Genomic DNA, 16,942 nt, shown 5'->3' with positions numbered 1-16,942 from the left:
GATGAATGATGTTGTGAAAACAGCCTGGGCGGATGCAGGCATCAACAACGAGCTTGTGTATGTCAAGACTTACTCCGGCTATCGATCCAGCCGAGCTGACCCGCTGGGGGTCGAGCATTACGCCAGTCCGGATGTCAGTGATCAGGCACTGGGTGAGGCCATATTGGATGCATTGGCTCATAGCCGCTTTGTGCTTGCCGAGCCGCGCAAGGATGTCTGGATTCACCCTGAAGCCACGTTTGATCGGGATCTCTACGACAACACTTTGACCCTTCAACGGTATAAGCAGTGGGTGGGCAGTATATTGGAGCGCTTTGGCTACAAGACGCAGCGTGCACTATTCAAAGATATGAAAAAGTGCAGTATCGAGAGTAGGGAAGGGCAGATAACCATTCGTCCGAGTCATCATGAAAAACTGGAGTTGTGGAGCGGTAAGGGGATCAGTGAAAGCCTGTACGTCACTGTTCCATTTGAGAGCCGACCTGCTGATATCGGTGCGGCCTTGCGTTTGGCATTTACCCGGTGTACGTGATGTGGCTCCACTGACGTCGTTGGCGGTCAGTGGAGCAGCTTCTGCGACGACGCCTAGAGACTGTCCGGATCCCCAAAAAACATCTGTATCCGCGACCGCAACCATCTTTCCCCCGGGTCATTATCCTGCGACCCACGCCACGCCATGTGCAGCTCAAAGCTGCGCACCGGCAACGGCGGATCTTCCGCGCGCAACCCGCCCGCCGATGTCAACGCCTCGGCTGCATAGTCCGGCACAGTCGCCAAAATATCGGTGCCCGCCAACAACGTCCCCAGCCCGTTGAATTGCGGCACAGCCAACACCACGTGACGCTTGCGGTCGAGTTTTTCGAGTTCTTCGTCAATAAAACCACTCAGGTCGCCAGCAAACGAGACCAGTGCGTGGGGGCGGGCGCAGAAGTCGTCCAGGCTCAGGGAGCCTGGCACGCTGTCGGCGCGCAGCAGTTTGGGCAGGCTGCGGCGCAGGACTTTGCGTTTGGCGTTGGCCGGCAGGTCGGCGGTGTAGCTGACGCCGATGGAGATTTCGCCCGAGGCCAGCAGGCCGGGCATGAGGATGTAGTTGACGCGGCGCACTACCAGCACGATGCCCGGGGCTTCTGCGCGCAGGCGCTTGAGCAGTTGGGGCAGCAGGGCGAATTCGACGTCGTCGGACAGGCCGATGCGGAATACCGCGGTGCTGGTGGCCGGGTCGAACTCGGCAGCGCGGCTGACGGCGGTGGAGATCGAGTCCAGGGCCGGGGAGAGCAGGGCGAAGATTTCCACAGCGCGGGCCGAGGGCTCCATGCTGCGGCCGGTGCGTACAAACAGTGGGTCATCGAACAGCCCGCGCAGGCGCGACAAGGCCGCGCTGATGGCCGGCTGGCCGAGGAAGAGTTTCTCGGCAGCGCGGGTCACACTGCGCTCATGCATCAAGGTTTCGAATACGATCAAGAGGTTAAGGTCGACACGACGCAGGTCGTTACGGTTCATCTTGTGTCCTGGAAGAGTCAGCAAACTTGACGTGAGCGGCCATCCTGGAACCCTTCAGATTCCATTTAGAAGCATGACCGGCATGAATCTTACGGGTAAAGACTGGTACTCTGCACCGGCTAATTGAGTTTTCCTACGATTGTTGAGGTCTATTCCTCAGTTGCGGAATCAATGACAGGCATGTCGACTATTAACGGCGACCGGTGGTCTTACCCGGAAAGCCCAGATAGAGTTCATGGCATTAGAGGTTACTTTGACGAGGTTTGCGATGTCCCGCACGATCCGTTTTCACAAGTTTGGTCCGGCCGAGGTGCTCAAGTGCGAAGAGCATGTAGCCGCGCAGCCCGCACCGGGCGAAGTGCAGGTGCGTGTCGACGCGATTGGCATCAGCTGGTACGACATTCTCTGGCGCCAGAACCTGGCGTCTTCCCATGCGCGCCTGCCTTCAGGGCTTGGCCATGAGATGGCCGGGGTTGTAGTTGCCCTGGGCGATGGCGTGGATGACTTGGCAGTGGGCGATAAAGTGGCCAGTTTTCCGGCCGAGAGCCCCAATGATTACCCGGTGTATGGCGAGCAGATTGTTCTGCCACGCTCGGCCCTGACCCGTTACCCGGATGTGTTGAGCCCGATTGAAGCCAGCGTGCACTACACGCCGCTGCTGATTGCCTACTTTGCCTACGTGGACCTGGCGCGGGTCAAGCCCGGCCAGTTTGCCCTGGTGACCGACGCCAGCCATTGCGCCGGCCCATCGTTCGTACAACTGGGCAAGGCCCTGGGTGTGCGGGTGATTGCCGCGACCAAAGACAGCGCTGAGCGCGAATACCTGCTGTCGTTGGGCGCAGAAAAGGTCATCGTGACCGAAGAGCAGGACTTGCTGATGCAAATCAACAAGTTCACCGACAATCGCGGTGTCGACGTGGTGTTCGATGGCCTGGGCGGCCCGCAGATGTCGTTGCTGGGTGATGTGTTGGCCCCGCGTGGCAGCCTGGTGCTGTATGGCCTGCAGGGTGGCAACCAGACGCCATTCCCGGCATGCGCAGCGTTCCAGAAGAACATTCAGTTCTTTGTGCACTGCATCGGCAATTTCACCGGCAAACCGGAGTTGGGCATCATCCAGGATCAGGTTGCCCTGCAACGGGCCTTGCGCGATATCAACCAATTGACCGCTGACCGTGTGCTGGTGCCGCTGAAAACCACGGTGTTTCCGTTCAACCAGTTCGTGGAAGCGCACCGCTACATGGATGAATGCCCGTGCCGTGAGCGAGTCGCGTTGCAGGTTGAAGCTGTTTGAAGCGTAGGAATATTCTTAAACGAGTATTTCAATCCCCGGGCGTATGGGGCAAATACGCCATTTGAGGAGGCTTAAGCTGCGTAATGCATGAGGTGCGCAGCCACGGCAGTCTCCTGTAAACGATACCTTTCCCCCTGACGCCGCCCTGAATTCCAGTGCGGCGTCTTTGTCTGTGCGTTTTACGCACGTTGCCTGTTGTCAATCTGAACTGGTTTTCGATCAGGTTCTGTGTCTGTTAATCATAATTGCAACCTTGATAATTGTGCTGTCACTTTCATCTCAAGGACTGAGTAATGAATGAAACCATGCTTGTAGTGCAGGTGCCTCCTGCAACTAACAGTTCGGCATTTCTACGGGCCCGGGGAAGCGGGTATTTCCACGGCGGATCTCAACTTATAAGCGCGCGAAGAGAAAAGGTCGGCGTGATTTATTTGTGGGAAAGTTCTTTTAGTTCTGGTTTTAGGGGAGTAGGAGGTTGTCGGAAACCTCCTAGGCGTGCCGCTGCGGGCCGTCGATAGGCCGCCTGCGCAGCGCCTTTGCCGCAGCAGGCTTCCATGATAGGGGCAGCACGCAGTCCATGCGTTGTTGTTACAGGGTGCTAGTGTCTTTTTACCCAGGCACTTTATGGCGAGCGGCATTCAAAAAACGCAATAGGTCGAGCGAACACGATTGTTCAGTGGCTCGTAACTTATATTTAAATTCAGGTATTAGAACAATGAGCGCTATTCACGAACAGGCCATGACGTATGTTTATCAACAAGTTCTTCAACGTTTGATCGGGCATTTCAGCCGCGCGGAACGTACGGCACTTCAATTGTTGATCCAGCGTATCGTCGTGGCCGCCGGTGGCATGGAACAAGTGGGCGACTACAAGGTGCTGGTCGCCCATGGCGGCGGCGAAGTCAGCAGCTACACCCTGGCGCTATTGCGCGCCGCACAATTGACTATCGCCGGGCGTGCGCCCAGGACGTTTCATCTGCGGGTCGCCACGTTACGCCATGCCGGTATGACTCAGGACACCCTCGACACTCTTCATCGGGGTTACGGCCGGCTATTTTTCCATGACGATCCCAGGGTCGAACTGCTGATGGTGGATCATGGGGAAGTGCTGCCTTTCAACCACCTGCGTCCTGCATCGGCGCCCGGACGCGAAACCAGCCAGCGTAACCGGCTGATGGTAGGGCACCTGACTTCCGGGGATATCCGCGCAACGTTGTGCAATGACACGTACCTGGCCTTGGGCGACTTTTATCAGCGCGTGACCAGCTGGAACGGGGGCGTACACGCCGTGGTCAGCGGTGATTCCGTACGCAAGCAAAGCCAATTTCTCGCTTGGCTGAAAAAGTCCGCACAAGGCGCAGGCCTCACGATCCCCAGGAGCCCGCCCGCATCGCTCAATGGGCTGTATGCGCGCATGGATGAATGGAGCCAGGGGTATTACCGCGAGTTGTACGGCGAGCACTATGTCGAGCGAGAGGACGCCGCAAAGGGTGGGCATCGTCATCTGGCCTACATCGGCATTGCTGACTTGCTGGAGGATATCGCCCAGCCGGGAAGTACGTTGCTCACTGAGTTCATGGCTTACGTTGTCGACCCCCTGGGCTTTCATTTCAGTAATCCGACGTATGCCAATCCCTTGTTGATGGCCCATCTGCGCGGCTTGCAGGCCGAATGCCTGAGGGACTTGGACTATGAGGCGGGTGCTGAAGGCTTCGTCATTCAAGCGGCGAACGCCATGCGTCAACGGCAGATCCCGGAAGAGCTGCTGGCTCAAGCTGCGACACGGGAGGGCCGGCTGATGTCTTCTGCCTACGCCCTGCAGTTTTTTGGCGTGGAGGAGGGGCAGTTGATCTGCCTGTTGTGCTCGCCGTTTATCCATCATGGCGAACGCCTGGAAGGCTATTTGCGCCAGTGCCACCCAGGCATGCTGGTGGCGTTGCCAGAATTGCACAAGGTGCTCCAAGGCAAGCCGGCTGCCGACATGCTGCAGCAATGGGTCATCGACACCAGTGGATTGCCGCTGAACCTGCTTCAGCACCTTTACCGCAAGCGCCCGTTGCCCCTTGCCGCGGGCCGTTCCACAAGTAGCCCTCGCCAGGCGCACCCGACGCCAGCATACGATGCGCAGGCCTTTCAGCTGTCCGGACGATGATGCTGCGAGGCACGCGGCAGACCGATTTCGCCTATCAGGCGGTCTACCGCTACATGATCAATCTGATCAACGAGGTCAGCACGGATACACGGGTGAAACTGCCGTCGTTGCGGCAGTTGTCCGGGCGCCTGAATGTGTCGATTTCGACCATTCAATATGCGTATTCGCTGCTTGAAAAAGAAGGGCGGGTCTATTCGGTGGCCAAATCGGGCTACTACGCCTGGCCACTGGCAGGCAGCCCGGCGCCGTGTTCCGGAGGCGACCTGCTCGAAAGGCTCTACATCGCGGCCCGCCGTCCAGGCATGGTGGTGCTCAGTGGCGACGAGCCCACCTTGCTGGCATCCCTGGATGCGACCTTGCTGCGATTGGAACGCGAACTGGTGCGCCAGTACCCGCGCGAGTTGCAGCCCTGGTCCCAGCCTTGTGGCGTGTGGGAGTTACGAGCGGCACTGGCGGCCCGCTACACCACCTCGCCCATTCGCTGCTGGCACGCCGACGACGTTTACATCGGTGCCGATCTTCGAAGTGTGCTGGATATTCTGGTCGAGACCTTGAGGTTGCGAGGCGCCACGGTGATTGTCGAGTCGCCGTGTGACTGGTTGATCCTGCGACTCCTGCAAGATGCCGGGGTGCGTATCATCGAGTTGCCTTGGGCCACCGATGGGCGCCTCGACCTGGCACTGCTCGAAGGGCTGCTGCGCGATGAGCCCGTGCAACTGGTGCTGCTGTCGTCCTCCGTCAGCCTGCCATCGGGCGGCGTATTGCAACCCCGTGACCGTCTGGAGGTGGCACAGTTACTGGATCAATATGGTTGTTGGTTGCTGGAGAACGATACGTGCGGTGAGTTGAGCTTCAAGTCGACCCAGAGCGCGTTGCGTGACCTGGTCAACCCGGAGCGGCTGATTGTATTTTCCTCGTTCGAGAAGATACTCGGCCCAGAAGCGCCATACGGATACCTGCTGTCCCGGTGCATGAGCAGTGAATTGCAGCGCCAGTTCCTGTTTCGCGGGTTCCGGTTGTCCTCCATTCGCCAGCGTGCGATCGCTCGCCTTTATCACAGCGGGCGAATCGACCAGCATTTGCGCAACCTGCGCCATTTGCTGCGCGAGCAGGCCGGGGCGGTCAGCCAGCGACTGGACGAGCACCTCGGGCAGCAAGTGACCTATCGAATGCCAGCGGGCGGGGCCACATTCTGGTTGGGTGCGACCCAGGCCGTGGACATGCGCCAAGTGTTCCAGTCCATGCTCGCCCAGCAAATCGTGGTGGTGCCCGGCGAGCTGTTCAGCCTTTCGGGCCTGCATCACCAGCAACTGCGCATCAGCCATACCTTTCAGGGGCATCCCAACCTGGACATGGCCTTGGTTGCCCTGAGCGATGCCCTGCGCCAGGCTCAGGTGGGTTGAGCGCGTGAAATTTCTCTTATTGATGTAGGATCGATACCGTCGCGCGGTAGTCCAACTCTCAGTAAACTGTCACTTTTTCCGAATCCTTCTTCTTGAGGTTTATGCATGACAATCAGTCCTTTTGCGGGCAAGCCGGCGCCAGCCCAGTTGCTGGTGGATATCCCGCGACTGGTCACGGCCTATTACACGGGCCAGCCTGATGCAGCGATCTCCACCCAGCGCGTGGCCTTTGGCACGTCCGGGCACCGTGGCAGCTCGTTCGAGCTGAGCTTCAACGAATGGCACGTCCTTGCCATCAGCCAGGCCATCTGCCTGTACCGCGAAGCCCAAGGCATCAACGGCCCGCTGTTTGTCGGCCTGGACACCCACGCGCTGTCCACGCCTGCCGGTGCCAGCGCCCTGGAAGTGCTGGCTGCCAACGGTGTGCACGTGATGCTGGCCGAGGGCGATGAATACACGCCGACTCCGGCCATTTCCCACGCCATCATCTGCTACAACCGTGGCCGCACTACCGGCCTGGCGGACGGCATCGTGATCACGCCGTCGCACAACCCGCCGCAAAGTGGCGGCTACAAGTACAACCCGCCCAATGGCGGCCCGGCCGACACCCACGTCACCAAGTGGATCGAAGCCAAGGCCAACGAATTGCTGGCCAACAAGCTCGCCGGGGTCAAGCGCATCACCCACGCGCAGGCGCTCAAGGCCGACACCACCCATCGTCACGACTACCTCAACAGCTATGTCGCCGATCTGGTCAACGTGATCGACATGGACGCGATCCGCAGTGCCGACCTGCGCCTGGGCGTAGACCCACTGGGCGGAGCAGGGGTGCGCTACTGGTCGGCGATTGCCGAGCACTACCGCTTGAACCTGGACGTGGTGAACACTGAAGTCGATTCGACGTTCCGCTTCATGAGCGTCGACTGGGATGGCCAGATCCGTATGGACCCGTCCTCCAGCTACGCCATGCAGGGCTTGATCGGCCTGAAAGAACGCTTTGACGTGGCCTTCGCCTGCGACCCGGACCACGACCGCCATGGCATCGTGACCCCGTCCGGTGGCCTGTTGGCGCCGAACAACTACCTGGCCGTGTCCATCGACTATCTGTTCCAGAACCGTCCTGACTGGCGCACTGACGCCGCCGTGGGCAAGACGGTGGTCAGCAGCGGCCTGATCGACCGCGTGGCCGCACGCATTGGTCGTCGCCTGTACGAGGTGCCGGTGGGCTTCAAATGGTTTGCCGACGGCCTGTTTGAAGGCTCGCTGGGCTTTGGCGGTGAAGAAAGCGCTGGCGCTTCGTTCCTGCGCAAGGACGGCACCGTGTGGAGCACCGACAAGGACGGCCTGATTCCTGCGCTGTTGGCGGCGGAGATGACCTCGCGCAAAGGCCAGGACCCGAGCCAGATCTACCGTGGCCTGACCGACGCCCTGGGTGAGCCGTTCGCCATTCGTGTGGATGCCAAGGCAACACCGGCGCAGAAGGCCCTGCTGGGCAAGCTGTCGCCAGAGCAGGTCACCTCCACGCAATTGGCCGGGGAAAGCATCCAGCAGATCCTCAGCCACGCGCCGGGCAACAACCAGGCGATCGGCGGCTTGAAAGTGATGACCGAAAACGGCTGGTTTGCCGCAAGGCCATCGGGCACCGAGGACATCTACAAGATCTATGCCGAGAGCTTTATTGGCGAAGACCACCTCAAGCAACTGGTGGAAGAGGCGCAGGTGTTGGTAGATGGGGCCATCAGCCAATAAATAATCCTGTGTAGGAGCCGGCTTGCTGGCGATGGCGGTCGCAAGATCGCTATCGCCGGCAAGCCGGCTCCTACAAGTGTCAGGCGAGATCGACCAACACGATCTCACTGTCCTTAATCGCCGTCACCCGCAATACGCGCTCATCCTCTGCTGCAACCCCGTCTCGAGCTTCTGCACGCAAGCCATTGACTTCAATCACGCCCGTCGCGGGCACCAGATACGCACGACGCCCTGCGTCCAGCGCATACTCGGCACTTTCCCCAGCCTTCAAGTTGGCCGCTACCAGCCGTGCATCCGCACGTATGCGCAGGCTTTCGCTGTCCCCGGATTTGCCGCTGGCCAATGTTACAAAGCCCTCGCGATCACCCTTTGGAAACGGCTTGGCACCCCAGGAAGGCGGCAGGCCGGCTTCATTCGGGGTGATCCAGATCTGAAAAATCTCTGTCGGCGTGGCCTCCAGGTTGTACTCGCTGTGGGCAATGCCGGTGCCCGCGCTCATCACCTGTACGTCGCCGGCCTCGGTGCGGCCTGTGTTGCCCAGGTTGTCCGCATGGCTGATCGCGCCTTTACGCACATAGGTGATGATTTCCATGTCGCGGTGCGGATGCTGCGGGAAGCCGGTGCCAGGAGCAATGATGTCGTCGTTCCACACCCGCAGGTTGCCCCAGTGCATACGCTTGGGGTCATGGTATTCGGCGAACGAAAAATGGTGATGGGCGTCAAGCCAGCCATGGCGGGCGCCGCCCAGGGAGTTGAAAGGTCGCAGTTCAAGCATGATCGTCTCCAGTTGATGGCATCTATGATCCAACAGCCCAAGATCGATAAAAAGCGTAAAAACTTCCGTGTTCCTATCGGTTCTCTCGATTGATTACTGGCGCTTTGACTTTCACTTCATCGCCTAACCTCATGACAGCAAAGCAATTGGCTGGAACTGTGCGCAGTTTCCGGCGACCATGGCGCACTCTTCAAAACCAAGCTCATCGCAGGAGTCCGCGTGCCGCAACAACAGCCTGATCTGCCCCCTGAACTGCGCCCTCTGGCCGAAATGCCCCTGTTCAAGCGGCTGGCCGCGCGCCTGTTTGGCCATGGCCTGACGCGCTTGAGGGCGCAGCACCGCTTTTCGTGGCTGCACGGGCAGGCCGATGGGTTCCGCAGTGGGCACGAAGCCGGTGTGGAATACGGTTACCGCGAAGGCAAGGCCGACGGCATCGAGGAAGGGCGCCAAGTCCTGCTGATCCGTGACTTTCGCCCCGAGGAGCACCGTGCCCCCGGCGTTGACGACAGCCTGTTCGATGACTGGCGCCTACCGCTGACCGCCGAGATCAAGAAGCGTATCAAGGCTGACGTGGCGCGTCTGCTGCCGGCCCATGCCCAGCCCAGTGCCGCGCAGTGGAAAATGATCTTCAGCGACACGCCCTCAACGTCCGTGATCGCCGGCGCAGGTGCCGGCAAGTCCACCTCGCTGGTGCTGCGCATCCTGTTGCTGACCCACTACCTGGGGTTTGAGCTGAGCTCGATGACCGTGGTGACCTTCACCCGCGAATCACGCAAGGACTTCATCAACAAGCTCATGGAGATTCTCAGCCTGTGGGGCCAACCCCTTGGCATGAAAGAAGCCCAAGCCGTGGTGCGTACCTTTCACTCACGGATCCTGCCCATGGTGCGCAGCCTGCCGGGCTTTGAGCGACTGCAGGCCTTTGAGACCCTCAGCGCCGGTTTCGAGGACGCCGACAGCAACCCGTTCGACCTGCGCATCAGCGATGCCCAGCGCCAACAGATGAACGCCTGTTATCACCGGCTGCATGGTCAGCATGCCCGCTTTCGCGAGCTGATTGCGCCGCTGGCGCGCCATGGCCTGCAGCTCAAGGAGCTGGAGCGCGACCACCCGGACGTGCAAAAGCGCATGGCGGTGACCGAACTGGCCGCCAAGCGTGATGAAGAACTCTGCGATGTGATCGAAGACCTGTGGTTCAGGGCCGGCGCCTGGCCGATCAAAGGCATTGAGCCCAGCCGCCAGACCGTCGAGATCAATGGTGCGCAGTTCCACTGTCACGGGTACATCCCTGAGCTGGACGCCTGGGTGGTGCTAGGCTTCGATTCCCGCGAAAACGCCCAGATCAGCCGTCCCAACTCAAAGTTGTCGGTGCGTGCAGAGTGGGCGGTGAAGCGTACCCTGTTTCAAGCTTTCTGCCGTAAGCCTTTGATATGGCTAGATAGTTATGAGTCTTCAAGGCGGCTGTTAAGCAGCCTGGCCGGTGACGCCGCGGCAGGGCCTGGCTTTGATTACAAGGTCAAGGGCGAGCTGGCCTCGGCGCCGTTGCTGGACAGTTTTGTGATGGCGGCCGGCTTTATCGAGAACCTCGGCCTGGACGTGCCCAGCGCTGTCGGCCAGATGAGCTTTGCCAAGGATGACCCCGACCGATTCTTCTTCGAGGCGCTGAGCATTTTCTGGAAAGCCCTGGAAGACCACTTGCTCGACCAGTCGCCGCCGATCATGACGTATAACCGCATGTTTTCGCTGTTTGGTGAAAACACCCCGGAAAACCTCAAGCTGCTCAGCGACCCGCTATTACGGCCGATGTCCCACTTGATGATTGACGAGTTCCAGGACGTGTCCCCGCAGATCGTCTCGTGGATTCGCGCCAGCCTGCGGGAAATCCGCAGCCGTGGCCCGGCCATGCACGTAGGCCGCGGGGCGCAACGCTCTTCGTTGCTGTGCGTGGGGGACGACTGGCAGTCGATCTACGGCTGGCGTGGCAGTTCGCCCCAGTATTTCATGGAGTTCAACAAGGAATTCCCGTCGCCAAGTACCACCCGCGTGATGCTGAGCGAGAACTACCGCAGCCACCAGCACATCATCGACGCTGCCGAACATATCGTGCGGGCTGCGCCGGCGATCCCCGGCAAAAAAGCCAAGGCCAGTGGCGAACCCAGGGCATTGGTACCGGTTGCCGTGCTGGAGCGGGATGATGCCGCGTTGGGGCGGCGGTTGCTCGCGCACTATGAACGGGGCGATTCAGTGTTAATGCTCTATCGAAAAAGCAGCGATAAGTCATTGATAGAAGAGCATATTCAGTCTGTGGTTAATGTGGATTCTAGCTTGCCGGTCGGGTCCCGCCGGCTCAAGCAACTGACCTATCACAGCGCCAAGGGCCTGCAGGCGGACGCCGTTTTCCTGCTGGGTGACTGCCAGCATGTCACCAGCTCGCCATACAAGAACCAGGTCTACCGCATGGCAGGCCTGGGCAAGGACGGTGACAGCGAACCCTACGACAATGCGCAAAAAGACGAAGTGTTGCGCCTGGCCTACGTCGGCATTACCCGGGCAGTGAGCCACTGCTATTGGTATGTAGAAAAGCCGGAAGGCCAGGGCGTGAATGTGCCCCGTGCATCGGAGCGGGTCGACGGCAAAAAAGCCTTCTTCGACGATCAACGCAGCCAGTAAACCGAACGCAATCCACCTGTGGGAGCGGGCTTGCCCGCGAAGGCGGTCGATCAGTCACCGAATGCATCTACTGACACGCCGCCTTCGCGAGCAAGCCTGCTCCCACATTTAGGAATTAGTCATCCGATAAGACTGAGTCACGCCCGCAAAGACTGCGGCGGAATAAACGACTCCAGCTCATCCTCCACCGCCTCAATGATGCGCTCCACATCGGCGGCATTCATCACGGTGGCACAGGGAATGCCGGCGATGGCGATCAGCGTTTCGCCACTGGCGCGGTCGAACAAACGGGCAACCATACTGCCGGGGGCGTCCATGCTCCCCTCGAAGCCCATCGGATGAAAATGCCAGCGCATCAACTGGCAGGCGTTGGGGAACGTCACTTTGTTCATGTTGCCCACCTTGTTCATTGAGCGCTTCCTTTAGCTCGCGGCAGGGGGCCATGACCTTCACTGGTCGTGGCGTCGAAGACCCTCAAAGTAGCATTCGTTCGCAACACTGCGGTGACTTTTTTTGCCCCGTTCGGCGGTTCTTTCCCATGATTTTGACGTGGGTCATGTCCTACCCAAAACTAGGCAAAAGGCCATTAGTCAGAAGTGCCAAATGGCCATTGAAGGCCCCGGTAAAATTCGGCAATCTCCAGGGTTTACCCGCCGCAGAGCTTTCCATGCCCGACATCGCACCAGACGATGCATGCCAGAACACCCAAGCCACCGGCGACCTGGTGTTGCGCCACAGCCTGTGCTGGCGCCATCGCGACCTGGATGGGGTGATGTCCTACTACCATCCGGACATCCAGTACCACGATTTTTTCCAGAATCGCGTAGTGGGTTACGCCGAGTTGCGCGAGTACCTGCAAGCCAGCATGCCCCGTGGCGCGGATGAGGCGATCGAGCACACCGACCGTATCCGTGCCGACGGCGATACCGCGTTTATCCAGTACCGCATCACCTTGCGCGGCGGCCAAGGGTTGGTGTCGTTCCGTACCAGCGAAGCCATCACCGTGCGCGACGGGCTGATCTGGCGGGTCAATGAATACGCGTCCCTGGTGCATGAGCAACCCACACAAGCGATGCGCCCCACGGTCAGCCGCCTGGGCCTGTCGCCCCAGCAATTGGGGCACATGGCCAACGACCTGCAGCACTATTTCCAACAACAGCAACCTTACCTGGACCCGGAGCTGGACCTGCAGCGGGTGGCGAAGGAGTGTGGCTACAGCCGCAATCAGATTTCCTACCTGCTGAACCAGGTGCTGGGGCAAAGCTTCTACCGCTACGTCAACCAGGCCCGGCTCCAGCATTTGCTCGCCGCCCTGGATAAGGCCGCGCCGCCGATCAAGGTCGATGACCTGGCGTTTGCAGCCGGTTTCAATTCGTTGTCGGCGTTCTACAGCGCGTTTCGCCAGCACACGGGCCAGTCGCCCAAGGCCTACGTCAAACAAATTTCTTTGCGTGCACGCGCGCAAGACAGCCCCTGACACTGCGCTCTAGCATCCCCCTATCGAAACGAGGTAGGGGAGCTTGGCATGCCGGCATGGCGCAATATCAGTTTATGGATGGACCAGTTGGACGACCCGCTGGTGGCGCGGCCGTCCCTTGAGCATGACCTGGACGTCAACGTGGCCATTATCGGCGCCGGCTACACCGGGCTGTGGACCGCCTATTACCTGAAGCGTCAGGCCCCCGAACTGAAGATTGCGATCATCGAGGCACAGACTGCCGGATTCGGCGCGTCCGGGCGCAACGGCGGCTGGCTGATGGGCAACCTGCTGAGTGAGGATCGTCTGCTGGCCGGTCTTTCCCCGCAACAGCGCCGCGCCTCGTTTGACCTGCTGCACGGCATTCCCGATGAAGTCGCCCAAGTGCTGGCCCGCGAAGGCATCGAGTGTGATTACCGCAAAGGCGGCGCCCTGTACTGCGCCGCACGCTACCCGGAACAGGAAGGCAGCCTGCGGCGTTACCTGGACAAGCTCCACGCCCAAGGCCTCACCGAAGACGATTATCGCTGGCTCAGCCCGCAACAATTGGCCGAACAGATCCGCATCGCCAAGCCCTATGGCGGTATCTATGCACCCCATGTCGCGACCATCCACCCGGCCAAGCTGGTGCGCGGTCTTGCGCGGGCAGTGGAGCGCATGGGTGTGACGATCTACGAAAACAGCCCGGTGACCCACTGGCAGTCCGGCAGCCTGCGCACCGCCAAGGCGGGTGTACGCGCCGCCTGGGTGGTGCCGGCGGTCGAGGGGTACGCCAATACATTGCCGCCATTGGGGCGCTATCAGTTACCGGTGCAGAGCCTGATCGTCGCCACCGAACCGCTGCCCGCCAGCACCTGGGATGAAATCGGCCTGAACCACGGCCAGGCGTTCGGCGAAAGCAGTCGCCAAGTCACCTACGGCCAGCGTTCGGCCGACAACCGCCTGGTGTTTGGTGCCCGTGGCGGCTATCAGTTCGCCGGCAAGTTGCGCCATAACTTCGACCTGACCGACAGCGAAGTCGAACTGCGTCGCTACCTGTTCGGCGAACTGTTCCCACAGCTCAAAAAGGTGCGGATTACCCACTCGTGGGGCGGCAACCTGGGCATGTCACGCAATTTCCGACCGCACATGCTGTGCGACCACAAGACCGGCATCGCACTGTCTGGGGGTTATGGCGGGGAGGGCGTCGGCGCGACCAACCTGGGTGGGCGCACCCTGGCCGACCTGATCCTCGGCCTGGATACGCCGCTCACCCACCAGCCGTGGGTGATCCGCGAACGTGGCCTGGAGGCGCTCAAGGCCTGGGAGCCCGAGCCGTGCCGCTGGCTGGGTTACAACGCGATCATTCGCAGTTTTGTCCATGAAGACCAGGTGTTGGCCAACCCCAACACCGCCCCGTGGCGCCGCAAGCTGGCGACCGGCGTGGCCGGGTTCATGGAAGGGTTCATGCATTAAGTTGTTTCACTCACACGGAAAAACCCATGAGCATCACTCAATTCAAAGACACGCTGAACGCCCACTTGCCCGACTCGTCACCGGTGGCCGTGCCCTTGGGCGAGCCTATCGCCGTGGCCTCGACCTTGAGCGTTGAGCGCAGCGACGGCGTCGAAACCGGCATCTGGGAATGCACCCCGGGCGTCTGGCGTCGGCAGATCAAATCCCAGGAGTTTTGCCACTTTATCCAGGGCCGCTGCACCTTCACCCCTGACAACGGTGAAATTGTTCACATAGAAGCCGGCGACGCACTGATGTTGCCGGCCAACAGCACCGGGATCTGGGACATCCAGGAAACCGTGCGCAAGACCTACGTATTGATCCTGTAACGCTTTGATCCTTGATCGCCTGCCATAAAAACAGCCCTAAAACCGCCAGGAAATCGAACCATGAAAGCCATTGCCCTGTTGCCCTTGATGTTGGTGGCCTCTATCAGCCAGGCCGCCGAGACGGTGAAGATCTACAACTGGTCGGACTACATCGCGCCGGACACCACGAAGAACTTCCAGAAAGAAACCGGTATCGCCTTTACCTACGACGTGTACGACAGCAACGAAACCCTCGACGGCAAGTTGATGACCGGTAAATCCGGGTATGACGTGGTGTTTCCGTCCAACCACTTCATGGCCCGGCAGATCCAGGGTGGCGCGCTGAAAACACTCGACAAGAGCCAGTTGCCCAACTGGAAGAACCTCAACCCGGTGTTGCTCAAGGCCCTGGAAAACAACGACCCGGGCAATGCCCACGGTTTCCCCTACCTGTGGGGCAGCACCGGCATCGGCTACAACATCGACAAGGTCAAGGCAGTACTGGGCGACAACGCGCCGGTGGATTCCTGGGACCTGATCTTCAAGCCCGAGAACATGGCCAAACTGCAGAAATGCGGCGTGGCGATCCTCGACAACGGCCCGGAACTGTTGCCGGCCGCGTTGAACTACCTGGGCTTGCCGCACCACAGCAAGAAGGCCGAGGACTACAAGAAAGCCGAAGATTTGCTGATGAAAGTGCGGCCGTACGTGGCGTACTTCCACTCCTCGAAGTACACCGCTGACCTGGCCAATGGCGACATCTGTGTGGCTGTGGGCTTCTCCGGCGACATCCTGCAGGCTGAAAGCCGCGCCAAGGAAGCCAAGAACGGCGTGAACATCGGCTACAACATTCCCAAGGAAGGCGCCGCGATCTGGTTCGACATGGTCGCCATGCCCGCCGACGCCCCCGACGAAAAAGCCGGCTACGCCTTCATGAACTACCTGCTGCGCCCGGAAGTCATGGCCAGCATCACCAACTACGTGCACTACGCCAACGGTAACGCTGCCGCCGACAGCCTGGTAGACCCGGCCATCAAGGCCGACACTAAGGTGTACCCAAGCCCGGACATGATGGGCAAACTGTTCGCGCTGGAAGCCATGCCGCTGAACATCGACCGGATCCGCACACGGGTGTGGAACACCATCCGCACCGGCCGCTGAGGTCTAATCGTTCTCGCGCCTTGCATGGAAACAATGGGGCGACACAAATCCCGTAGGAGCCCGGCTTGCCGGCGATAGCGCCCGCAAGATCGCCATCGCCGGCAAGCCGGGCTCCTACAGGTGGTGGACCAATCGTTCCCACGGTCCGCGTGGTAACGAGATGTGGTCGCCTACGGGTTTTCCAGGTCATGCCCCAGCGACTGGATAAACAACGAAAACAGCTCCGGCTGTGACGAAATATCCAGCTTCGCGTACAAATGCCGACGGTGCACTTTCACCGTATCCGGCGAGATATTCAGGCGTTCGGCCATGGCCTTGGACGAAAACCCGCGCAGCACCAGCCGCGCCACTTCCAGTTCGCGCTCCGACAACACGCCACAGCCGAAATGACTCAATGCATCGCGGATCTGGCTGTCCATCGCCGCAGGGCGTTGGGTGCTTTGCTGCCAATGCTGCTGCATCAACGGCAATACCCAGTTCGCCACCGTGGTCATCAGCCCGGTCTCTTCCGCGCTGAAGCGCCGCTGCATGCCCAATGACAATGACAAGGTGCCCGCACCCGGCAGTTGCAGGATGAACTGCACCTCGTCTTCCAGCACGTTGTCGTGGAAGTAATTGAGGAAGTACTCACTCTGGCGAAAGTGGTCCGGTGCGACTTCCTCCAGGCGGTACACGCCGCTGGCATAGCCCTCGCGACAGGCCTGGAAAAACGGGTCGAGCAAATACAGGCCGTTGAGGTACACCAGCATCGACGCCGGTTTGCTGCTCGGTTGCGCGTCGTATTCCTCCAGCGCCTGGGGCGGGCCATCGCTGGGGTAGAAAATCGCCAGGGCGTTATCGAACGGCAGGCAGTGGTGCAACAACAGCACCAGCTGTTTCCAGAACCGCTCGCTGCCGATGTGCGCGACAGTGCGCCCCAGCCCGGCATGCAGGCCGACTTCTTGAAACAGGCTCATGTGTCA

At 60.1% G+C, this 16,942-nt stretch carries 14 protein-coding genes; 10 read left to right on the top strand and 4 right to left on the bottom strand.

Annotated elements, in window-relative coordinates; all coding sequences use genetic code 11:
• Nucleotide 1: 1 nt before the first annotated feature.
• Nucleotides 2-532, top strand: coding sequence for a contact-dependent growth inhibition system immunity protein (locus HX792_RS23520; protein ID WP_176998336.1), 531 nt, complete (start codon nt 2-4; stop codon nt 530-532).
• Between the two features lie 53 nt (nt 533-585).
• On the opposite strand, the gene HX792_RS23515 is transcribed toward HX792_RS23520, so the two are convergent.
• Complete coding sequence (locus HX792_RS23515) at nt 586-1,500, bottom strand: LysR substrate-binding domain-containing protein (protein ID WP_028616088.1); 915 nt, start codon at nt 1,498-1,500, stop codon at nt 586-588.
• A gap of 268 nt (nt 1,501-1,768) precedes the next feature.
• Between HX792_RS23515 and HX792_RS23510 the strand changes: the two genes are divergently transcribed.
• From HX792_RS23510 to pgm, 4 genes are all read left to right on the top strand, one after another.
• The gene (locus HX792_RS23510) at nt 1,769-2,791 is read left to right on the top strand and encodes a zinc-dependent alcohol dehydrogenase family protein (protein WP_071483319.1); all 1,023 of its coding nucleotides are present in this window, start codon (nt 1,769-1,771) and stop codon (nt 2,789-2,791) included.
• A 715-nt stretch (nt 2,792-3,506) separates the two neighbouring features.
• Entirely contained in the window at nt 3,507-4,943 is a 1,437-nt protein-coding gene (locus HX792_RS23505) for a hypothetical protein (RefSeq protein ID WP_176998335.1), read from the top strand.
• Nucleotides 4,940-6,346 carry a PLP-dependent aminotransferase family protein gene (locus HX792_RS23500; protein WP_176998334.1) on the top strand — a complete coding sequence of 469 codons (1,407 nt, stop codon included), beginning with the start codon at nt 4,940-4,942 and terminating at the stop codon, nt 6,344-6,346. Before HX792_RS23505 ends, HX792_RS23500 begins: the two co-directional genes overlap by 4 nt.
• Before the next feature lie 105 nt (nt 6,347-6,451).
• Nucleotides 6,452-8,095: a phosphoglucomutase (alpha-D-glucose-1,6-bisphosphate-dependent) gene (gene pgm / locus HX792_RS23495; protein WP_176998333.1), complete on the top strand. Its 1,644-nt coding sequence runs from the start codon at nt 6,452-6,454 to the stop codon at nt 8,093-8,095.
• A 79-nt stretch (nt 8,096-8,174) separates the two neighbouring features.
• On the opposite strand, the gene HX792_RS23490 is transcribed toward pgm, so the two are convergent.
• On the bottom strand, nt 8,175-8,870 hold the full coding sequence (locus HX792_RS23490; protein WP_176998332.1) for a pirin family protein: 696 nt from the start codon (nt 8,868-8,870) through the stop codon (nt 8,175-8,177).
• 219 nt (nt 8,871-9,089) lie between these two features.
• Between HX792_RS23490 and HX792_RS23485 the strand changes: the two genes are divergently transcribed.
• Nucleotides 9,090-11,540, top strand: a complete 2,451-nt coding sequence (locus HX792_RS23485) for a UvrD-helicase domain-containing protein (protein WP_176998331.1) — start codon at nt 9,090-9,092, stop codon at nt 11,538-11,540.
• 137 nt (nt 11,541-11,677) lie between these two features.
• On the opposite strand, the gene HX792_RS23480 is transcribed toward HX792_RS23485, so the two are convergent.
• On the bottom strand, nt 11,678-11,950 hold the full coding sequence (locus HX792_RS23480; RefSeq protein WP_176998330.1) for a DUF1652 domain-containing protein: 273 nt from the start codon (nt 11,948-11,950) through the stop codon (nt 11,678-11,680).
• A gap of 257 nt (nt 11,951-12,207) precedes the next feature.
• Here HX792_RS23480 and HX792_RS23475 point away from each other — a divergent pair, with 257 nt between their 5' ends.
• Genes HX792_RS23475 through HX792_RS23460 form a run of 4 tightly spaced genes read left to right on the top strand, consistent with a single transcriptional unit; the run spans nt 12,208 to nt 15,980 of the window.
• The gene (locus HX792_RS23475) at nt 12,208-13,017 is read left to right on the top strand and encodes an AraC family transcriptional regulator (protein ID WP_176998329.1); all 810 of its coding nucleotides are present in this window, start codon (nt 12,208-12,210) and stop codon (nt 13,015-13,017) included.
• Nucleotides 13,018-13,065: 48 nt separating this feature from the next.
• Entirely contained in the window at nt 13,066-14,472 is a 1,407-nt protein-coding gene (locus tag HX792_RS23470; RefSeq protein ID WP_176998328.1) for an FAD-binding oxidoreductase, read from the top strand.
• Nucleotides 14,473-14,498: 26 nt separating this feature from the next.
• A complete protein-coding gene (locus HX792_RS23465; RefSeq protein WP_176998327.1) occupies nt 14,499-14,840 on the top strand; it encodes a cupin domain-containing protein in 342 nt (113 codons plus the stop codon).
• 60 nt (nt 14,841-14,900) lie between these two features.
• A complete protein-coding gene (locus HX792_RS23460; protein WP_176998326.1) occupies nt 14,901-15,980 on the top strand; it encodes a polyamine ABC transporter substrate-binding protein in 1,080 nt (359 codons plus the stop codon).
• Between the two features lie 170 nt (nt 15,981-16,150).
• On the opposite strand, the gene HX792_RS23455 is transcribed toward HX792_RS23460, so the two are convergent.
• Nucleotides 16,151-16,936, bottom strand: a complete 786-nt coding sequence (locus HX792_RS23455) for a helix-turn-helix transcriptional regulator (RefSeq protein WP_176998325.1) — start codon at nt 16,934-16,936, stop codon at nt 16,151-16,153.
• Nucleotides 16,937-16,942 lie beyond the last annotated feature (6 nt).

The sequence above is a fragment of the Pseudomonas sp. B6002 genome (assembly GCF_013385985.1).
GTDB lineage: Bacteria > Pseudomonadota > Gammaproteobacteria > Pseudomonadales > Pseudomonadaceae > Aquipseudomonas.
The sequence above is the reverse complement of the archived record's forward strand: the minus strand, read 5'-3'. Positions and strand labels throughout refer to the sequence as shown.